The 18860-nt window shown below is 41.5% G+C and carries 14 protein-coding genes, 3 tRNA genes and 2 pseudogenes; 5 read left to right on the top strand and 14 right to left on the bottom strand.

The genetic code is table 11. The features are described from left to right. Positions 1-87 precede the first annotated feature (87 nt). The 5 genes and pseudogenes from HYI04_RS04515 to HYI04_RS04495 all read right to left on the bottom strand — a co-directional run bounded on the left by HYI04_RS04515 (position 88) and on the right by HYI04_RS04495 (position 4885). Positions 88-1035 (bottom strand): pirin family protein, encoded by a 948-nt coding sequence (locus tag HYI04_RS04515; RefSeq protein WP_160362249.1) that lies wholly within the window; start codon positions 1033-1035, stop codon positions 88-90. A gap of 230 nt (positions 1036-1265) precedes the next feature. Next, positions 1266-2186, bottom strand: a complete 921-nt coding sequence (locus HYI04_RS04510; protein ID WP_160362250.1) for a restriction endonuclease — start codon at positions 2184-2186, stop codon at positions 1266-1268. A 92-nt stretch (positions 2187-2278) separates the two neighbouring features. Next, positions 2279-3847, bottom strand: a complete 1569-nt coding sequence (gene guaA, locus HYI04_RS04505) for a glutamine-hydrolyzing GMP synthase (RefSeq protein WP_062031711.1) — start codon at positions 3845-3847, stop codon at positions 2279-2281. Positions 3848-3994: 147 nt separating this feature from the next. Beyond that, positions 3995-4360, bottom strand: a complete 366-nt coding sequence (locus tag HYI04_RS04500; protein WP_087013891.1) for a NirD/YgiW/YdeI family stress tolerance protein — start codon at positions 4358-4360, stop codon at positions 3995-3997. A 110-nt stretch (positions 4361-4470) separates the two neighbouring features. Beyond that, positions 4471-4885, bottom strand: a pseudogene (locus tag HYI04_RS04495) (DoxX family protein). Between the two features lie 194 nt (positions 4886-5079). Between HYI04_RS04495 and HYI04_RS04490 the strand changes: the two are divergent. Continuing rightward, positions 5080-5724, top strand: coding sequence for a DedA family protein (locus HYI04_RS04490; protein ID WP_004684377.1), 645 nt, complete (start codon positions 5080-5082; stop codon positions 5722-5724). Here the strand turns inward: HYI04_RS04490 and HYI04_RS04485 are convergent. From HYI04_RS04485 to HYI04_RS04465, 5 genes are all read right to left on the bottom strand, one after another. Further along, a complete protein-coding gene (locus HYI04_RS04485) occupies positions 5721-6314 on the bottom strand; it encodes a LysE family translocator (protein ID WP_062031706.1) in 594 nt (197 codons plus the stop codon). The two genes, HYI04_RS04490 and HYI04_RS04485, sit on opposite strands and share 4 nt — an antisense overlap. Positions 6315-6528: 214 nt before the next feature. After that, positions 6529-6918 (bottom strand): hypothetical protein, encoded by a 390-nt coding sequence (locus tag HYI04_RS04480; RefSeq protein ID WP_159153427.1) that lies wholly within the window; start codon positions 6916-6918, stop codon positions 6529-6531. Next, complete coding sequence (locus HYI04_RS04475) at positions 6915-7769, bottom strand: ParA family protein (RefSeq protein WP_004684373.1); 855 nt, start codon at positions 7767-7769, stop codon at positions 6915-6917. The genes HYI04_RS04480 and HYI04_RS04475 overlap by 4 nt, the downstream gene beginning before the upstream one ends. 85 nt (positions 7770-7854) lie before the next feature. Continuing rightward, positions 7855-8247, bottom strand: a complete 393-nt coding sequence (locus tag HYI04_RS04470) for a SirB2 family protein (RefSeq protein ID WP_005401912.1) — start codon at positions 8245-8247, stop codon at positions 7855-7857. Positions 8248-8261: 14 nt separating this feature from the next. Further along, positions 8262-8570 carry a BolA family transcriptional regulator gene (locus tag HYI04_RS04465; RefSeq protein ID WP_005401913.1) on the bottom strand — a complete coding sequence of 103 codons (309 nt, stop codon included), beginning with the start codon at positions 8568-8570 and terminating at the stop codon, positions 8262-8264. A 220-nt stretch (positions 8571-8790) separates the two neighbouring features. Between HYI04_RS04465 and HYI04_RS04460 the strand changes: the two genes are divergently transcribed. The 3 genes from HYI04_RS04460 to HYI04_RS04450 all read left to right on the top strand — a co-directional run bounded on the left by HYI04_RS04460 (position 8791) and on the right by HYI04_RS04450 (position 9096). Then, positions 8791-8866, top strand: a tRNA-Gly gene (locus tag HYI04_RS04460). A gap of 41 nt (positions 8867-8907) precedes the next feature. Continuing rightward, a tRNA-Gly gene (locus tag HYI04_RS04455) sits at positions 8908-8983 on the top strand. Between the two features lie 37 nt (positions 8984-9020). Next, a tRNA-Gly gene (locus HYI04_RS04450) sits at positions 9021-9096 on the top strand. Between the two features lie 259 nt (positions 9097-9355). On the opposite strand, the gene HYI04_RS04445 is transcribed toward HYI04_RS04450, so the two are convergent. After that, a complete protein-coding gene (locus tag HYI04_RS04445) occupies positions 9356-12703 on the bottom strand; it encodes a DEAD/DEAH box helicase (protein ID WP_159153428.1) in 3348 nt (1115 codons plus the stop codon). A gap of 247 nt (positions 12704-12950) precedes the next feature. Here HYI04_RS04445 and HYI04_RS04440 point away from each other — a divergent pair. Further along, a pseudogene (locus HYI04_RS04440) lies at positions 12951-13187 on the top strand (hypothetical protein); the annotation flags it as partial. Positions 13188-13212: 25 nt separating this feature from the next. Here HYI04_RS04440 and HYI04_RS04435 read toward each other — a convergent pair. The 3 genes from HYI04_RS04435 to ptsP are packed head-to-tail and all read right to left on the bottom strand — an operon-like array spanning position 13213 to position 18704. Then, the gene (locus tag HYI04_RS04435; RefSeq protein ID WP_159153430.1) at positions 13213-14895 is read right to left on the bottom strand and encodes a fructose-specific PTS transporter subunit EIIC; all 1683 of its coding nucleotides are present in this window, start codon (positions 14893-14895) and stop codon (positions 13213-13215) included. 4 nt (positions 14896-14899) lie between these two features. Further along, complete coding sequence (gene pfkB, locus HYI04_RS04430) at positions 14900-15832, bottom strand: 1-phosphofructokinase (RefSeq protein WP_159153431.1); 933 nt, start codon at positions 15830-15832, stop codon at positions 14900-14902. 7 nt (positions 15833-15839) lie between these two features. After that, positions 15840-18704: a phosphoenolpyruvate--protein phosphotransferase gene (gene ptsP, locus HYI04_RS04425; RefSeq protein ID WP_178895914.1), complete on the bottom strand. Its 2865-nt coding sequence runs from the start codon at positions 18702-18704 to the stop codon at positions 15840-15842. Between the last annotated feature and the right edge of the window lie 156 nt (positions 18705-18860).

The raw sequence follows: 18860 nt of genomic DNA, 5'->3' as shown, positions 1-18860 counted from the left end.
TTTTTCATTGATATTATTTTGAATAGGTTTCAAGTATTGAAACTGTCCACCTATTCTGTTGTTGAACGACTTGTCGCAGTATTCCCTTTATTTTGAAGCGCGCATTTGGTCTGGAAATGCTGGAGCTTCTAAGCGCGGACCTTCATAGTCAGGAATCGAACCAAAACGTTCATCTTGTGCAATCCACTGATCACGCGCAATTTTCAATTCTTCTTGAGTACGACCAACAAAGTTCCACCACAGTAAAATTGGACTTTCAAACGGTTCACCACCTAACAGTAACAAGCGACTGCCAGCATGGATTTCAATTTCAATCGCACTTACACCCTGCTCGAGCACCACCATATTGTCTTCCGTCAGTTCGTGACCATTGACCGTGGCCGTTCCTTCTAAAGCCATAAAGCCATATTCAAAGTTTGGATTGAGTGTTAAACGGGTTTTGGTGCTTTCTGTTGCGCTTAAGTCCACTCCTAACAGCTCGGTATAAACACTCACAGGTGAGGTGGTATTTAAAAACTCTCCAACCAAAATGGTAAACGCCACCCCATCTTTTTCCACCACTGGCAGTTCTGGATAGTGATCGAAACGTGGTTCAACAGCAATTTGTGCATCAGGCAATGCAATCCACAATTGTGCCGCATGCATTTTGGTTTCTGTATCTGGTGCGACTTCCGTATGGGAAATCCCGTGTCCTGCGGTCATTAAATTGACCTGTTTTGGACGAATCAGCTGTTTGCTACCCAAACTATCGGTATGCATCATGGTGCCTTCAATCATCCATGTAAAGGTTTGCAAACCGATATGTGGATGTGGGCCAACATCTAAACCATCCCCTTGAGGGAAGGTTACAGGGCCTGCATGATCTAAGAAACACCATGCACCAATCATTCGTTTATGGCGACTTGGCAGCGCGCGTTTGATGACCGTCCCTTGGCCTATTTCAGCACTTCTCAGTGGAAACTCTTGAATGAATTGATTTACGTATTTTTCACAGTCATCCGAATGTGAAAGTTCAGTATAGTTATTATTCGTCATGTGCTTACTCATTACAGATCCATATGTCCTAGATCATAACAAGCAGATTCCCAACTGCACATCCCTAAAAATAGAATGCTGATTCTTAAACTTGGGACAATATCTTGTGTTTTCAAACCTTAACTACAAGGCAATGCGTGGATGTAAAAATGTTGTTACATCTTTATAAGGTGTGTTTTTGCTCTGCAAAAGTGTTTTAGAAGTGATGGAAAGCCATCACTTAGGAAAAATCAAAAGTTTTCTTCATCAAAACGATCTTGATCAATTTTATAGATATGAAAACTACGCTCCACTTGAACACCTAAACCAAATTCAATCATGAGAGCCGTTAATTTATTACCATCAATTAAAACAATGCCTGATTTTCTAGCCGACTCAATCGCCTCTTTACTAAAATTGGAAGTCGTAATAAAGACTCCTTTCTTAGCTACTTGATCTGCCAGTGCGCCTTTAAATTGCTGTATCTCAGGCCGACCCACTGTATTTTCCCAGCGTTTAGCCTGAATATAAATTTTGTCTAAACCTAAACGGTCTTCACTAATAATTCCATCGATACCACCATCACTAGTTTTGCCAATCGCTTGAGCGGCATCTTGATGCGATCCTCCATACCCCATAGCAACGAGTAAATCGACAACCAGTCTTTCAAAAAATGATGAGGAATTGTTTTTAATTAAAGTTAATAGCTCATCTTTCAAATCATTATTTAATATTTTTGATTGCTGGTAAATAATCTCAGGAGGTGTTAATTCCTCAGAATCTGAACTATCTTTTTGTGTATTTTCAATTTTTTGCACTTTTTCATTTTTTGAATTTATTTTTCTAAACTCATTAAAACTATCAAATCTGGATAAATATTTCTTATCTATTTTTTCAACTTTTCTTAAATCTAAATCTTTTCCCACATTCGATAAATTAAAATGTGCTCTTTTAGAATAATCTATTAATCCTGCTTTCTTTAGATAAGTTTTCGCCCATTGTAAACGATAAAAGATGATGTTTCTCCCATCTTCCATCGTTTCATTACGTTCTTCTTCTGGACATTTTAACTCTTGCAGTAATGCTTCATAAGCCTCTTTTAAACTATATGTCACATCATGTGATTGCATAATACGTAGTAAAGGCAACATTAAATCATAATGCGTATACATAAAAACTCAAATTTGAATCCTAATTTTCATTCAGTATAAAATAAAAAAGAGCGCCTAAGCGCTCTTTTTTTAACATAATTTTCGTTAGAAAATTATTCCCATTCAATCGTTGCTGGTGGCTTAGACGATACGTCATAAACAACACGAGAAACATCTTTAATTTCGTTCATGATGCGTGTAGAGATTTTATCTACAAGATCATAAGGAAGATGTGCGAAGCGTGCTGTCATAAAGTCAACCGTTTCAACGGCACGAAGTGCAATCACCCATGCATAACGACGACCATCACCTACGACGCCAACAGATTTCACCGGTTGGAATACAGCAAAGGCTTGTGCAGTTTTATCATACCAACCGCTAGCACGAAGCTCTTGCATGAAGATGTCATCTGCAAGACGTAAAATGTCTGCATATTCTTTCTTCACTTCACCCAAAATACGCACGCCCAAACCTGGACCTGGGAATGGATGACGATATAGCATTTCAAACGGTAAACCTAAAGTTGTACCTAAACGACGTACTTCATCTTTAAACAAATCACGGATTGGTTCAACTAATTCAAAAGCTAAGTCATCTGGTAAACCGCCCACATTGTGGTGAGATTTAATCACATGTGCTTTACCATTTTTAGTTGCCGCAGATTCGATCACGTCTGGGTAAATCGTCCCTTGAGCAAGGAAGTTTACGCCATCAAGCTTACGCGCTTCTTCAGCAAAAACTTCGATGAACTCACGACCAATGATTTTACGTTTTTTCTCAGGATCAACTTCACCCGCAAGTGCAGTCAAGAAACGCTCTTCAGCATCGGCACGAATCACACGGATACCCATGTTTTTCGCAAACATGTCCATCACTTGCTCACCTTCGTTCAAACGAAGCAGACCATTGTCTACAAATACGCAAGTCAATTGATCACCAATCGCACGGTGTAAAAGCGCAGCAACAACCGAAGAATCCACACCACCCGACAGACCTAAAAGAACTTTTTGATCGCCAATTTGCTCACGTAATTGTTCAACGCGTAAGTCAATGATGTTTTCAGAATTCCACAGGCTACGACAGCCACAAATGCTGTGTACAAAGTTAGATAATAACTCTGCACCTTTTGCAGTGTGCGTTACTTCTGGGTGGAACTGAATACCGTAGAAACGACGAGTTTCATCAGAAACCATCGCAACTGGACAGCTTGGTGTGCTTGCAGTGATTTGGAAACCTTCAGGAATCGCTGTCACTTTATCGCCATGGCTCATCCAAACTTTAAGTTGGTCTTTGGTGTCTTCAAGATCACCAATCAACTTGTCACGAACTTGGATGTTTACTTCGGCATAACCGAATTCATGTACAGTACCCGGCTCAACTTTACCGCCAAGCTGTGCAGACATGGTTTGTAAGCCATAGCAAATACCCAAAACTGGTACACCTAAGTTGAACACAACTTCTGGCGCACGTGGGCTGCCTTCTTCGTGTACGCTCTCAGGACCACCTGATAAGATGATACCGTTTGGATTAAATGCACGAATGTCTTCTTCAGACATGTCATAGGCATACATTTCAGAATATACACCAGCTTCACGTACGCGGCGTGCAATAAGCTGGCTATATTGAGAACCGAAATCCAAAATAAGGATACGATCTTCAGTAATTTGAGTATTGGTAGTCATGACAAACAACTATGAAAGGCAAACGAATATAAGCGCCGTATTCTAGCATTTTTCCGCGCATAACGCACATAATTCGGACAAGCTTTATACAACGCTTAAAACCCAATGGTTTTTATATCAAAAAGCACGCTTTCGCGTGCCTGATGTTTATTTCAAAACTTTTTCTATTTTAACGACTTCAATATCGGTCGGTTTATAACGATGTGTATCCACCTCTCCCACAACCTGCACTTTATCACCTGCTTTAATATTGGATGCTTTCCATAAATCGTCATCAATATCCAACAAAATAACCCCTGTACCATCGCTGAACTCATAGTGGTCTTCATTGAGATGTTTCAGCAGTGTCCCTTTTAAAGTGACCGCCGTTTCATCTTTGAGCTTTGCAATGGCTGACACAGAGACATGGTTCTTTGCAGCTTCTTGTAAAATGATATGGTCATCCTTGGCCCATGCACCAACGGCAAGACTTAAACTTGTAATACATAACCCTATTTTAAAAAGATTTTTCATCTTATTTTCCTCATGTTTTATTGATCTTGATCAAAAAAAAAAAGAACGTCCACACCGTACTTTTTTGTAAATAAAAAAGCAGCATCCTGCATGCTGCTTTTCATTTTGAATTATTTTTCAATCAAATGATCTAGACTCATTTTTCCTGCACCATGCAGCATTAGAAAAAATAGACCACCTGCCATGGCAAAGTTTTTCATAAAGTTAATGCTGGCTTGTGCGCCATCGTGAAAAATAAACGCCGTAATAACACTAAATAGGTCTAAGCCAAACGCAGCAAAGCGGGCTTGAAAACCAAATAACAGCGCTAAGCCACCACCAAACTCAACTAAAATGGTTAAAGGTAATAGCGCTCCAGGTCCTCATCGACTCCATATACCCTAAAGTTACGCTATAAGCTGAAATTTCTCCCTAGCCTGCAACAAGGAAAATATAAGCCATCAGTACACGGGGAATTAAAGCTAAAACTACATCGGTATTGGGTTGATTGACAATATTTTTGGCCACAACATTTGGATTAAATATTTTTACACCTTTAAATACGTTTTATTTGAAGTTGTAGCTATCTTAATGTTCTCTATTTTTAGAATAAATATCCATTTTCATCACACATCGTTTTAAGATAAGAACACTGATAGCTAAATTTATTTACGTTTTAATACTGACTTCTGATAACGAGACTGCTAGGATTTCCGCACTCTTTTGCTTATTTGTGCCCCATGGAACTGATTGATTTTATATTACATGTCGATGACCATCTGCTTGAGTTTATCACCAACTATGGGGTTTGGATTTATGCAATTTTGTTTCTCATCATCTTTGTGGAAACAGGTTTGGTGGTCATGCCGTTCCTACCCGGCGACAGCTTATTGTTTGCCGCAGGTGCCTTAGCAGCATCTACAGGTGCAATGAATCCGTGGACTCTTGGTGTTTTACTTTTTATCGCGGCCGTACTGGGCGATACGCTGAATTATCACATTGGTCGTTATATTGGACCGCGCGTTTTTGAAATCGAATCACGTTTCATCAATAAACAACATCTAATTAATACACAAAAATTCTTTGAAAAACATGGTGGTAAAACTATTATTTTTGCGCGTTTTATTCCTTTTGCGCGGACTTTTGCACCTTTTGTAGCAGGTGCAGGAAAAATGGATTACAAATTTTTCCTATCTTATAACCTAATTGGCGCATTCTGCTGGATTGGTTCATTCATTACTTTAGGCTATATTTTTGGTAATGTGCCTGTGGTCAAAGACAATTTCACGCATCTGATTTTCGGCATTATTATTATTAGTGTCTTGCCGGGAATCATTGGTTTTATTCGTGCCAAATTAAAGAAAAAATCAACCACTGAAGCTTAAGCAAAAAAACGTAGAATCACGGGGAACATACACACCAACAACAACATGGCCGATCCTTTATATAAGAGATCGGCTTTTATTTGTTTGGACTCACCCGATAAAATGGCACGGCCAAAAGACATCCAGAACAGTGCCGTTGGCAATAACACCAGACTAAACACCGCAAACACCAAAAAGAAATTGGTGGGATTATCCCAAGCTTCATAGGGAAAAATACCTGCAGCAAATAAGACCGCTTTCGGATTTTTCAAAGTAGAAAAAAATAATTGTTTAGGTCGAATCGAGGTAAAACGTTGATTATGTTTTTCTAAGTGCGAGCTTTTCCACAAATGAAAAGCCAACCAAAATACATAAACTGCACTGAGTGCATGTAAAAGATCAATCAAATAAGGCCAAGTCGGTGTACTGAGATGAATCAGGAGTGCCCATAAATTGATGGCATAGAAATACCCAAACAGTTCTGCGGGTACAAGTAAGCTGGTCTTCGCCAGACCTTGCTGATGTGCAGAGCTTGCGAGTAAAGCATTGGTCGGTCCCGGAATCATCAAGACAGCAATCATTGCCAATACAAACAGCCAACTCTCAATCATAGACATCCAACAACAGGATTAAAGATGCGCAATTTAGCCGAAAAAGAGTGGCTTCCTCAAGTCAAAGCGGAAAAAACACAGAACCCATGAGGTAAAAAAGTGCGTGTTAAAACGATAATTCATTGTTTTATTGAAATTATTTTCGAAACATTTTGCTAAGATTTTAATGACTGCTGAAAGATTAAACCCTTCAGCAGGATGAATAAATGCGACATTAATTCGTCTTATTTTGCACGGTAATCGCACAACCTTTGAATTTTGCAGCCTGTACAATCGCCTCTTGCTGACCCAAAAGTCGTGAAATTTCAGTTTTTTTGGTATTCGATGATTGTCCCATATTGACTGAAACGCTTGGACCAAAGCCCCAACCGCCACCATGACTCCATCCACCACCCAGACCTAGACCTACGCCAACACCCGTGCGTTTCGCAGTAGGTACACCTTCATCTAAATGTTGCTGAATCCGATTATATTCTGCTTGTAACTGTTGGCAGTTCAAAGCTTGATACTGTGTAGGAGAGACATAAGTCGGTTTAACCGTTGTGGCACAGGCGCTCAATAACAGCGTACTGCCCATTAAAAAAGTAATTGTGATCTTTTTCATGCTGAATCTCGCAATTTATTATTCTCAATCTCATTGAACAATGATTGATAGGCCTGCGTCAATTTATGATCGTGTGCCAAATGAATTAAGGGTAAATTTTTGTGATGCGATTCTTTCATCAGCACCGATGGGGGCAACATACTTTCTAGTACAGGAAGACCTTCATCCTTCAGCTGTTGCACCACTTCACGCGGAAGTTTGGCCTGCGCTTGGAACTGATTCACCACAATGCCTTCAATTTCCAAATGATCATTATGATCGTCTTGGGTTTCGAGCACATTTTCGATCAAAGTTTGTAATGCACGTTTAGAAAAGACATCACAATCAAACGGAATCAGGACTTTATTGGCTGCAATCAGTGCCGACAAGGTAAAGAAGTTAAAGGCTGGCGGTGTATCGATATAGACACGATCATATTTTCCGGCAAGCTGTTGTAACGCATCACGCAGTTTATAAATTTTATGTTTTGACTCTAAAGCATAAGCCAATGCCCCGAGGCTTGGGCTGGCTGGAATCACATCCAAATTTTTAAAAGGGGATTGGTGTACATAACTTTCTAAGCCTTTAGCTCGTCCTTTGAGGATCGAACCAATGGCACTGCCCAATAGACTTTTATTTTGAGTCGTTCCAAGCACTTCTTCAAAATAGTTTTCAATATTGGGTTCTAAAGCTGGTTTGTCTGCCGAATACGTTGCGTCATCGCCCAGCACATACTGACTCGAATTCGCTTGCGGATCGAGATCAATCAATAAGGTTTTTAAGCCTTGATGTGCACTAATTGCTGCCAAATTCACTGCAATACTGGATTTGCCGACACCACCTTTTTGATTAAATACCACACGTGTATGCATGAAATCCCCTCCCTCTTGTTATTTTTCCGCTATAGATAGCAGTGTAGCGCAGAACAACCGCCGTGCCGATGATTATGTCTAACAATTAGCCAAAGTTTGGTTTAATCATGACTAAACCTAAAATGGAAATCATCGCAACCACCGCTAAGAATAACCCCGCTCGGCGCTGTGTAAGTAAAATGCTGTCTTCTTTTTTATAAGCTTTCGACAAAGAGGACAACATCACTAAAAATAAAACCACTTTGGCATAAAACCATGTTTGCACATCAAAGTTTTTCATGACCAAAAGGGCAATGCCAGTCAGTACAATCACCAGCATACTTAAGTGCTGAAGGGCTACAAAAGCTGTTCGACCTGCTGGATTGGGCTGATTGCCTTGGACGCCTTTAAATAGCGTCATGGCACGCGCCAAAATCACGACACATGCCAAGCTGACAGCACTCATATGCACGATCTTAATCAATAATTGTGTTTCCATGACTGAATCTCTGCTTAGCTTTTCGGGGCATGTGCGCAATTTGGACTAGAAGTGTCTTGTCCTTGCCATTCTTCAGGTAGAAAGGCATGAATAGCCAAAGCATGAATTTTACCTGGACTGAGTAAGTCTCCTGCTACCGCATAAATTTTTTGATGGCGCTGAACTAAACGTAATCCCGCAAAAATATCACTCACTACAATCACTTTAAAATGTGATTCTTTCCCTGGGAAATAGCCGCCATGACCAGAAGATTCATTCACGACTTCTAAATGTGATGGGGAAAGCTGTTGTAAGCGTTCAATCAGTTGCTGCTCCAAGCTCATACCTGTCTCCAAAAATGATGATTCGTTCAAAGTATACCTGTTCCTTCGGGATGTTGAATGCGTAAAACTCTTTTCACTAGTATGAGGCACAACGTTTCGCGAGTAAAAGTTAAAAAAGCTCAAGGCATCGTCTAAAACTGGCTTTATTTTATGCAATTAAACTCAGCTTTTTCATAAAGCTATTGACCCTGAACTTGCTTGCTGTATCATACAGCGCTATGCGGGAATAGCTCAGTTGGTAGAGCACAACCTTGCCAAGGTTGGGGTCGCGAGTTCGAGTCTCGTTTCCCGCTCCAAATTTTTTTCAGTGTAAGTTTTAGCAAAAACTGCTCAATACGCGGGAATAGCTCAGTTGGTAGAGCACAACCTTGCCAAGGTTGGGGTCGCGAGTTCGAGTCTCGTTTCCCGCTCCATTTTTTAGTGTAAGTTTTTATAAAAACTGCTCAATACGCGGGAATAGCTCAGTTGGTAGAGCACAACCTTGCCAAGGTTGGGGTCGCGAGTTCGAGTCTCGTTTCCCGCTCCAGATTCAAAAAGCCCTGATCAAAAGATTGGGGCTTTTTTTGTTATTGATTTTACTATATTTTTTGAAAGCTCTTCTTCTTTCGCTATTCGATTCAATTAAAAATGGGGGGTATTGCCGGACAAAGCACAGTTAGTATGGCCAGTGCTATTACTAGACTTAGCTATGATTCCTGCTCATAAATAAAAATTGAGAGCACATTGGAAAAAATTGCATCTAACTTTCAAATACTTATAGATGATGAGGCTAATCTGAAACCAAACTAAAATTTCTCAAACAAGTTCATCACGTCATTTTCCGTCAATTTCGCTTCGCCCTCATGATCTGTGCTTAGAATAGACTGTGCCAGTTCTGCTTTATTTTGCTGTAAGGCAAGAATTTTTTCTTCTATGCTTTTATTAGTAATCAGCTTATACACAAATACCGGCTTGTCCTGTCCAATCCGCCATGCACGATCTGAAGCTTGATCTTCAGCAGCAGGGTTCCACCATGGATCATAGTGAATGACCGTATCTGCGGCAGTTAGATTCAGACCGACCCCTCCTGCTTTCAGACTGATTAAAAATACCGGCACTTGTCCAGACTGAAACGCTGTAATGACTTCATCTCGCTTTTTGGTCTTTCCAGTCAGCTTCACATAGCCAATTTCTGCGTGATGGAGCTGTTGTTCAATCAGTTCCAACATTGAGGTAAACTGAGAGAAGATAAGAATTTTTCGCCCCTCTTCCACCATTGGAACGACCATATCCATCAACTGTTCAAGTTTGGCAGAATGCGCCTGCCCGGTTTTCACTGAATCCAGCTTTAGTAAGCTAGGATGGCAGCACACCTGACGTAGCTTCAGTAAGGCATCTAAAATTTGAATTTGACTACGTTTAAAGCCTTTTTCTGCCACAATTTTCTGAATGCTTGCCTGCATCGTGGCACGAACAGCCTCATATAACTTGGATTGCTGGTCATTCATATCAATATTGACTTCAATCGTAGTTTTTTCTGGCAACTCTTTGGCTACTTCAGTTTTCAAGCGACGTAAAATGAAGGGCTTAATCCGGTTGACCAACTTTTGCCTTAACTGCTGATCACCGCGTTTTTCAATCGGATGACGGTACTTTTTATTAAAAATTTCTTGTGAATATAAAAATCCTGGCATCAGGAAATAAAATAGTGCCCACAGCTCACCCAAATGATTTTCCATAGGTGTACCGGTTAGACATAGACGATGTCGCGCTGTTAATTGCCGTACTACCTGTGCAGCTTTGGCACGCGGATTTTTGATATTCTGCGCCTCATCCAAAATGAGTTGATGATATTCATATTGCTTTAGTTGCTCTTCATCTCTCGCCAGAAGCGGATAGGTGGTTAACACAATATCATAGTGCGGAATCTGCTCAAAATACTGATGGCGATCGGGCCCCTGTAGCAGCAATACCTTGAGCTCAGGGGTAAATTTCTCCGCTTCTTTGAACCAGTTATGCATCAGCGATGTGGGTGCAACAATTAAGGCGGGACTGTCCTGCAAATATCCAGCCTGCTTTTCCATGAGTAAATGGGCTAAAGTTTGTGCTGTTTTCCCCAAGCCCATATCATCTGCCAGAATCCCGCCATGCTGGGTTTCCCTTAAAAACTGCAACCAGCCTAAGCCCTGCTGCTGGTATGGACGCAACTCTCCCTGAAAACCTTGTGGTGTCGGCAGTTGTTGCTGATAGCCTTGTTTGAATTTCTGTACAAATTGCTGCAGGCGATCACTGACCTGCCATGTCATCCCAAGATTATGCTGCAATTCTAATAATTGACTCGCATCATAGCGATCAATACTGCGCTCTTCTTGCTGTAAAATGCTCTGCAGATGCAACAATACCGGCTTAATATCCCTAGCGGATAGAGCCAAATCAGGTTGATCAACTGCAGTTTTCACGGTGAAAATTTGACTGTCATGCAGATGAATAAAAGTCCGCGGATCAAGTAAATCAGGATTTACTCGCACCAAAGCTACGAGCGCATCAAGCAAATTATAAGAATTGCCTGCACTGTCTTGAACCGTCGCCCCGATATTGAACCAGTCCTGCTGACCTTCAGATTCAGTGATAGAAATATTTAAATTTTCAACATATTGCAGATTAAAGGGGCTGTTTTCCAGATGCTCTATCTGCCAGCCCATCAACTCAATTTGATTGATGGGCATCAGCTGTTTGATCCAATCTCCATAGAAAGCAAAAACCATAGAATCAAGACGTTGTTTATTCAGTTTTAATTGATGGTCATAACTAAGATCTTTCACCCACTTCAGTGATTCGACCAATAGCTGTAAACGTTGGATTGACTGTTGTTCCTGAACTAAGTCCCGAAGCTGTCGTACCATTTTGTCATGCTGCTCACCAATAAAACTGTCGCCTGATGTACCTGCTTTTATTCTTCCGCCTGCATAGGAGAATTCAATTTCAGCACAAACAGACTCTTCCCATTTCCAATCAAATTTATCTAAAACACCGAAGCGTAAAATTGGCTGGGGACTACCCTCAAGGACATCAATATGCTGAATAGACTCGGGCTGAGGCAGATTTTTCACGTCTGAATATTGATGAGTCAGTTTCTCAAACTCTGGCAAGAGCATAGATGGAAGATCAGGCATCTGTAAAAAATGGTACAGAAGATTTGCCGTATATTCACCATATAACTGGCCCACCGTGTTCTGTTGAATATCCACATAACATGGTGGATGACTCGCGAGAATCTGAATATGTGGATTTGATTTCAAATCGAGTCGAATATCACCATTGACCAATTCAATGTTTAAATGCTCTGTCTGTTTGTTTACACCTTGTTGCCAGATCAGTTCGATGTGATAGCCTTGTTCTGACCATTGAAGTGCAGTATGGCTCTTTTTTTGCCAGTACACATCGCCACTTTGAATAAAAGATTTGAAATGCTCCAATAAAATTCCGGAGATATCAAGATTGCTTTGATAAAATCGTTCGTCACTGTTTATTTTGGCATAATAATAAATCTGGTTAAATAATTGTCGTTTTTGTTCAGGTAAAGTCAGATGCTTTCTGGTGATATTTTCATATTGGGTATAATAACTTTCCCCCGCAATTGAGCCGTTTTTATTGCGTCTGGCCTTCTGAACATCAACTGTCAATTTCTTTAAGCTGACAGACTGATCTAGCAGGTAAATTAAATAATTGTTTGTTTTGACAGATTGCTCTGGTTCAGTCTGTTGTAAATACCGTTTAAAATCATTCAACCAGCGCTGTGCCTGATCATCCCCCCGTAGGCGTTTTGCGATTCCCTGCGGGGATTGAGAGTCAGCATAACGCTGCTGAAATTCTTGGCGATATTCCTGAAAGAATAACCGCGCTAAAGCAGCAGCATGTTTACAGTTATATCCAACCGGACAAGTGCAGTCGTCATCGATTAAACGGTCTTTTTTAAGATTATAGGTAATCGCGGTATCGTAATAATCTGTCCCTTCAATTTGAGCATACATCGTGACATCTTCATTTTCCTCAAAGAACTCAATTGTTTCTCTATCAATGTGTTTAGCATAGCTCAGACTGCGCTGAAGAGTTGCAGTACTAAAGCGAGATAGAAAATTGATCAATGAGGACATAATTACCAGAAACCAAAAATGTTTATACAATTATAACGGACAAAGCTGTCATTTCAGAACAGTAGTGCTCGCCAACGTATCAAAAGGAAATAAATCCATGCTCAAAAACTTAATGTTTACTACAATGGATGGGGTGAATATTGGCTTTGGGGTACATTGGTCTCCTCAACCGCAATCACAGGTCGGCCATTAATCGCCTTTGAATACAGTGCAGAAGCGATCAGTAAAGGTTTAGAACTTTCCTGCACATCAAATGGATATCATGGGTGAGGCACTGAATATTCCTCGACAAGCTCTTGTGAAACTTGGTACTCAGGAAGCGGAACTTTGTGTCCAAGAAGTTGATGAAATTATTGGCTCGATTTGTAAGGTTGCAATCCGATTTAGCAATATCGCTCATGACCTATTACCTGGACAAATTCAAGCAGAGACTCTCCAACTGATCCAAAATAGGATTGAGCATAATATTTATTGCACTAAATAGCTTTCACAAAGCCTCTATAGAGGGCTTATTCTAACCGTTGTTTTATCACGGCATAAGCTACACCAGTCACCACACTTCCAATCGCAATCGCCAATAAATATTTTAATGGATAATTCATCGCATTCGGAATGATCAGTACCATTACACCGCCATGAGGAGTGACTAGTTCACATTTAAATAATGCAACCAAAGCCCCAGTTACAGCACCACCTGCGATCGCGCATGGAAGCACTCGAATCGGGTCTTTGGCAGCAAACGGAATAGCCCCTTCCGAAATGAAACATAGACCCAGAACTACAGCAGCCTTCCCCGCATCTTGCTCAGGTTTGGCAAATTTATGCTTTGCCAGAAAAGTTGCAATTGCCATACCCAACGGTGGTACCATACCCGCAGCCATGGTAATCGCCATCGGTCCGTATGTTTGTGACGTAAGTAAGCCCACCGTAAAGGCATAAGCCGCTTTATTTATTGGCCCCCCAACATCAATACACATCATACTTCCAAGGATAACCCCCATGATCATGGCATTGGTCGTCCCCATATTGGCAAGGAAGTGTGTGAGTAATTCAAACAATTGTGCAACAGGCTGTCCAACCACATAAATCATGATTAAACCAACAGCTAAACTGGCCAATAGTGGAATAATCAAAATTGGTTTTAATGCTTCTAGGCTACTTGGGAGTTTAAGCTGTTTCGATAAAAATAACGCAATATAACCTGCAATAAAACCTGCAACTAATCCACCGAGAAAGCCTGCCTCTAATTGTGTTGCAAGTAAACCGCCAATCAAACCTGGAGTTAAACCCGGACGATCCGCAATAGAATAAGCAATGTAACCTGCCAGCATAGGTACCATAAGAGTAAATGCTGCAGCACCTATTTGCTTTAAGGATGCGGCAAAGCTTCCTTCAACAGGATTGAGGCCAAACATAAACGAGATGGCAATGATCAAACCGCCCGCCACCACCATCGGCAGCATGAAAGACACGCCTGTTAAAAGGTGTTTATAAATTCCAGTTTTTTCTTTGTTTTCATTTTCAGTCTTAGTGGCTGTTTGCTTACCCGTTTCAAGCACTTTGGCTTCAGCAATTGCATTTGCAAAAGTCTTATCCGTTTGCTTAAGGGCAAATCCTGTACTACAGCGATATACACGTTTGCCTACAAAGCGATCTGTATTGACCTCAATATCCGTTGCTAAGATCACGACATCTGCTTTGACAATACTTTCTGCCGATAAAACATTTTTAGCCCCGACCGATCCTTGGGTTTCAACATCAATCTGATAACCGTGCTTTACTGCACCTTGTTGTAAGGCTTCGGCCGCCATAAACGTATGCGCAACACCAGTTGGACATGCTGTAATGGCGACAAACCGTGTAACCCCTACATTGGCTGCAATAGTTTCATCTAAAGCATCTGAATGCTCAAGAACTTGTTGCAAAAGCATGATCGCATCGTGTTGTGCGTTATTCAAACCAATGACTTTCACAACCTTGTCACGCAGTTGATCTGCATCTGCCGACTTCTGTCCAACAAAAACAACCGTATCAATAACATTTGATAAATCAAGATGCTCGACTGATGTCGCCACATGATTGGAAATACCAAGTGCTGTTGCTGCTTTGGAGAGTTTTTTGGCCAAAATCACTGCATTAATCGGCTGCTCGGGACTATGTGGCACAAATAAAATATGTTTTATCTCTTGCATCGTATTAACTCAATGATTGGACTGAGATTTGCGATTTCAAATCTTCAATAACAGTAAAGTCTGGAAGAGCAAACCCAATTTGGGTCACAGCATTGCTCGCAATTGCGGTTGCTGTTTTCAATGTTTCTTCTGGGGAAGTTGAACTCAACAAGCCATGAATCATACCTGCCAGCAAGGAATCTCCCGCACCCACCGTACTTTGGACGGTGACCTTCGGTGTAGTAGCATGCAGGGGTTGCGTGCGGTGAAGCCAGTTCACCCCGTTTTCACCCATCGAGACCACAATATGTTCGATCTGACTATTTAAACTGGCAAAAAGATGCTGCTGTTCTGCAAACGTTTCTGCTGGCAAATGGTAGGTTTCAGTCAACTCATCTGTATTAGGCTTAATCAACCAAGGATGGGCAGCAATTGCTGCTTTCAACGCAACACCACTAGTATCTACTGCGACTTTTTTTCCAGCAGACTGTAACCATAGAATCAGTGTTGAAAGCTCTTCTGCAGAAAAACCTTGTGGCAAACTGCCTGCAATCACAATCACATCAACCTCTAAAATCAGTTGAGATAGGCGTTCACGTAATTGTTGTTTTGCTGAGGTATCTAAAAAAAAGCCCTTGCCATTGATGTCAGTCATCCGACCAGAAGCTTCTGCAACTTTAATGTTTTGTCGTGTTTCACCTGCAACATAAATAAATTGGTTATCAAATTGCTCTTGTTGGATATGATGGTCAAAAATTTGACGGTTTTCTTGCCCCAAAAAGCCACTCACAATCAGTTCATGTCCCAAATCCTTAAGGACCTGAGCCACGTTTAAGCCTTTACCGGCTGCATGACTTTGGGCCGTTAACTGACGATTGACCTCGCCAACTTTTAGTTGATCCAATTGCACGGTGAGGTCAATTGCAGGATTCAGAGTAATGCTTAATATCTTAGCCATTCGGTAATTACTCCACCAATGCACGTACGGCAGACGCACTGTCACAACTTAAGGCTTGCTGTGCGACCTGTTGGCAATTTATATAGTTCAAACCACGAATTTGCGCCTTCACCAATGGAATACTGGTACTCGACATACTCAACTCATCCACGCCCAAGCCTATCAATACAGGCACAGCTTTTGGATCAGCAGCCAATTCACCACAAATGCCCACCCATTTACCATGCTGATGTGCTGCCCGAACAGTTTGATCAATCAATAGCAAAATACTCGGATGTAAGCCATCAGCTTCAGCAGACAACAGCGGATGACCACGGTCAATCGCCAGAGTATATTGAGTCAAGTCATTGGTTCCAATACTAAAAAAATCAACTTCTTGAGCAAGAATTGGAGCCAACAATGCTGCCGCAGGAACCTCAATCATAATACCGACTTGTAAGTTTTCACATGGATGCTGTATGCGAACCTCATCCAAAATTGCTTTTGCTGCTCGCCATTCTTCAACCCGCCCAATCATCGGAAACATAATTCTTAACGGGCGATTATCCGCTGCTTTAAGTAAAGCAACCAATTGCTGACGTAACAACTCTGGCTTACGTAAAGTCAGACGAATACCACGTAAGCCCAAGAATGGATTTTCTTCCTTTTCAATAGGCAAATACGGCAAAGGTTTGTCCCCGCCCACATCAAGTGTACGTACCACCAATGGACGACCCGCCAAAGCATCTAACACCACCCGATAATCGGCTTCCTGTGTAGCCTCATCAGGCGCACTGCTGTGTGACATAAAGACCAATTCTGTGCGTAGCAAACCAATTGCTTCTGCCCCATCGGCCACAGCCTGTATCGTAGTGCCCACTTTGCCAATATTGGCTGCGATTTCAACTTGATGTTGATCCAGTGTGATGGCGGGTTCTAAACAATGCTGTTCCGCTTGTTCTCGTAACTCGCGCTGGCGTTGGCGCTCTGCAATGGCATGATCAATCTGACTTTGCTCGGGTGAGACCACATACTCACCAGTATCCCCATTAATTAGAACTGTGGCATGGTTCTCAATATTTAAAACAGCTACACCCGCACCTACGACTGCTGGAATAGCCAGAGCACGTGCCACAATAGCACTATGGGCACTCGCTCCACCAACCGCGGTCAAAATGCCTGCAACACGATCTTTATTCAGACGCGCTACATCACTCGGGCCAACATCATGCATAATTAAGATATAAGGTTGCTCGGGTTCTGTGATATCGGCCACACCACACAAAGCAGCCAAAACACGCTCACCAATATCCCTTAAATCAGCCGCACGCTCTGCCAGTAAATGATCGCTAAGTGCAGCCTGTGCGGTAGCAGCCACTTCAATATGATCATGCCAAGCTGCAGCAGCAGACAACCCTTGTTTTAAACCGCGTTGTACACTTTGGAGGAGGTCTGGATCATCCAGCATTTCCAAATGTGCCATGAATATCTGCTTAATGGCAGTAGATTCAGTATGTGCAATGAATTGACGTAAGCTATTTTTCACCTGATGAAGCGTAATTTCAAGCTTTTCATTCTCAGCTTTAAAACTCTGTCCGCGACGTTCATAACTAAATTCACGTGGCTTCACCACATGTGCAGGACCAAAAGCAAGGCCAGTTGATGCCGCAATACCGCAGCTACCCGTATCGCCATGTGATTCAAAAGGCATTAATTCCAAAGTATTTACGACTGGGTCACTACTGCTATGCTGATGAGATGCAAGGTCAACAGCTTCAACCTCTTCTCCTAAGCCCTGCTGAACTGCATCAATAATTTGTTCTAAGCCTGCTACAGCATCGGTATCGGGTTGTGCAATAAAAGTCAGAGTTTGACCACGACGGCATCCCATGGCTAATAATTTGGTTAAACTTTTTGCCGAAACGTAAGCCCCCTCATCTACAGCAACGAGAATATCCCCTGCAAATTTCTTGGTCATATTGACCAAGTATGTCGCAGGACGCGCATGTAGACCATGAGCATTAGCTAAGACAATACGACGAGATGGCCAATCAGGAATCAGTTCAGCACCAATTAACTGCGCCAACTGGTGACTATCTTGCTCTTGGTTGAGGGTATGAACTTGTTCAGTATCAAACAAAATATCCATTAACCGTTGAAACCGTTGCATATCCAGTTGCTCATTACTGGCAATACACACCAAAGTCTTGAGCATTTCCTGCTGATGGCTTAAAACCTGTTCCGCTTTTACCAAACTTACAGCTGGGCTCAAAACATGCTGTTTAGAAGTGATCGACCAGACCCCCTCCCCTAAATGAATCATGCTGTTTAGATTTAAACCCGACAGAAAACCACACTCCACCATTTTTTGCTGTTTCAGCAACTGTGTTGAGTGCCAAATTAAATCTTCTACATCAAGTGCGGGAACTTGAGTGGCGATTAAATTTTCATGCAATGCCAAAGATGCAGGTTGGGCTTGTAATAATGCAATTATTTGCTCTGCGGATTGAGCCTGTTTCACTTGATCAGCGACATCATTAATTAAAGCCCGCGTCAAAATTTGTAAGACTTGCAAATGCTCATCTGATTTCGCAGCAATCACTACTGCTAAATAAATTTTATTTTCACCGTCCCAAACAACTCCTTCAGGAAAGTGCGCCAGACGAATACCAGTTTTTAAAATATATTGGCGAGACTGAGGCGTCCCATGCGGAATGGCAATTCCTTGCCCTAAATATGTTGCACTTTGTTGTTCGCGCCCGGTCAACCCATGAATATAATCAGGGGTAACCAATTGGTCTTCGACCAAGATATCGACTAGACATTGCAACGCTTGTGCCTTATCAGTGGCGTGTTGTTTCATTCGAACATGTTGTATATCTAGCGCGAGCATAAAACGTCCTTGCAAAGCAGCATAGTGAGAAGCCATGCCTTTTTTACTGAAAAAAAAATAAAAGTCGAATTCTACTCAGGATTTACCCGAAAATCTGTATATTTTAGTCAATCATTTAAATGATTGTTATCGTGAATAAAGGTTTAATATTTTATG

Origin of the sequence: Acinetobacter sp. SwsAc2, from assembly GCF_013391465.1 — a bacterium.
Taxonomy (GTDB): Bacteria; Pseudomonadota; Gammaproteobacteria; order Pseudomonadales; family Moraxellaceae; genus Acinetobacter; species Acinetobacter johnsonii.
The sequence above is the reverse complement of the archived record's forward strand: the minus strand, read 5'-3'. Positions and strand labels throughout refer to the sequence as shown.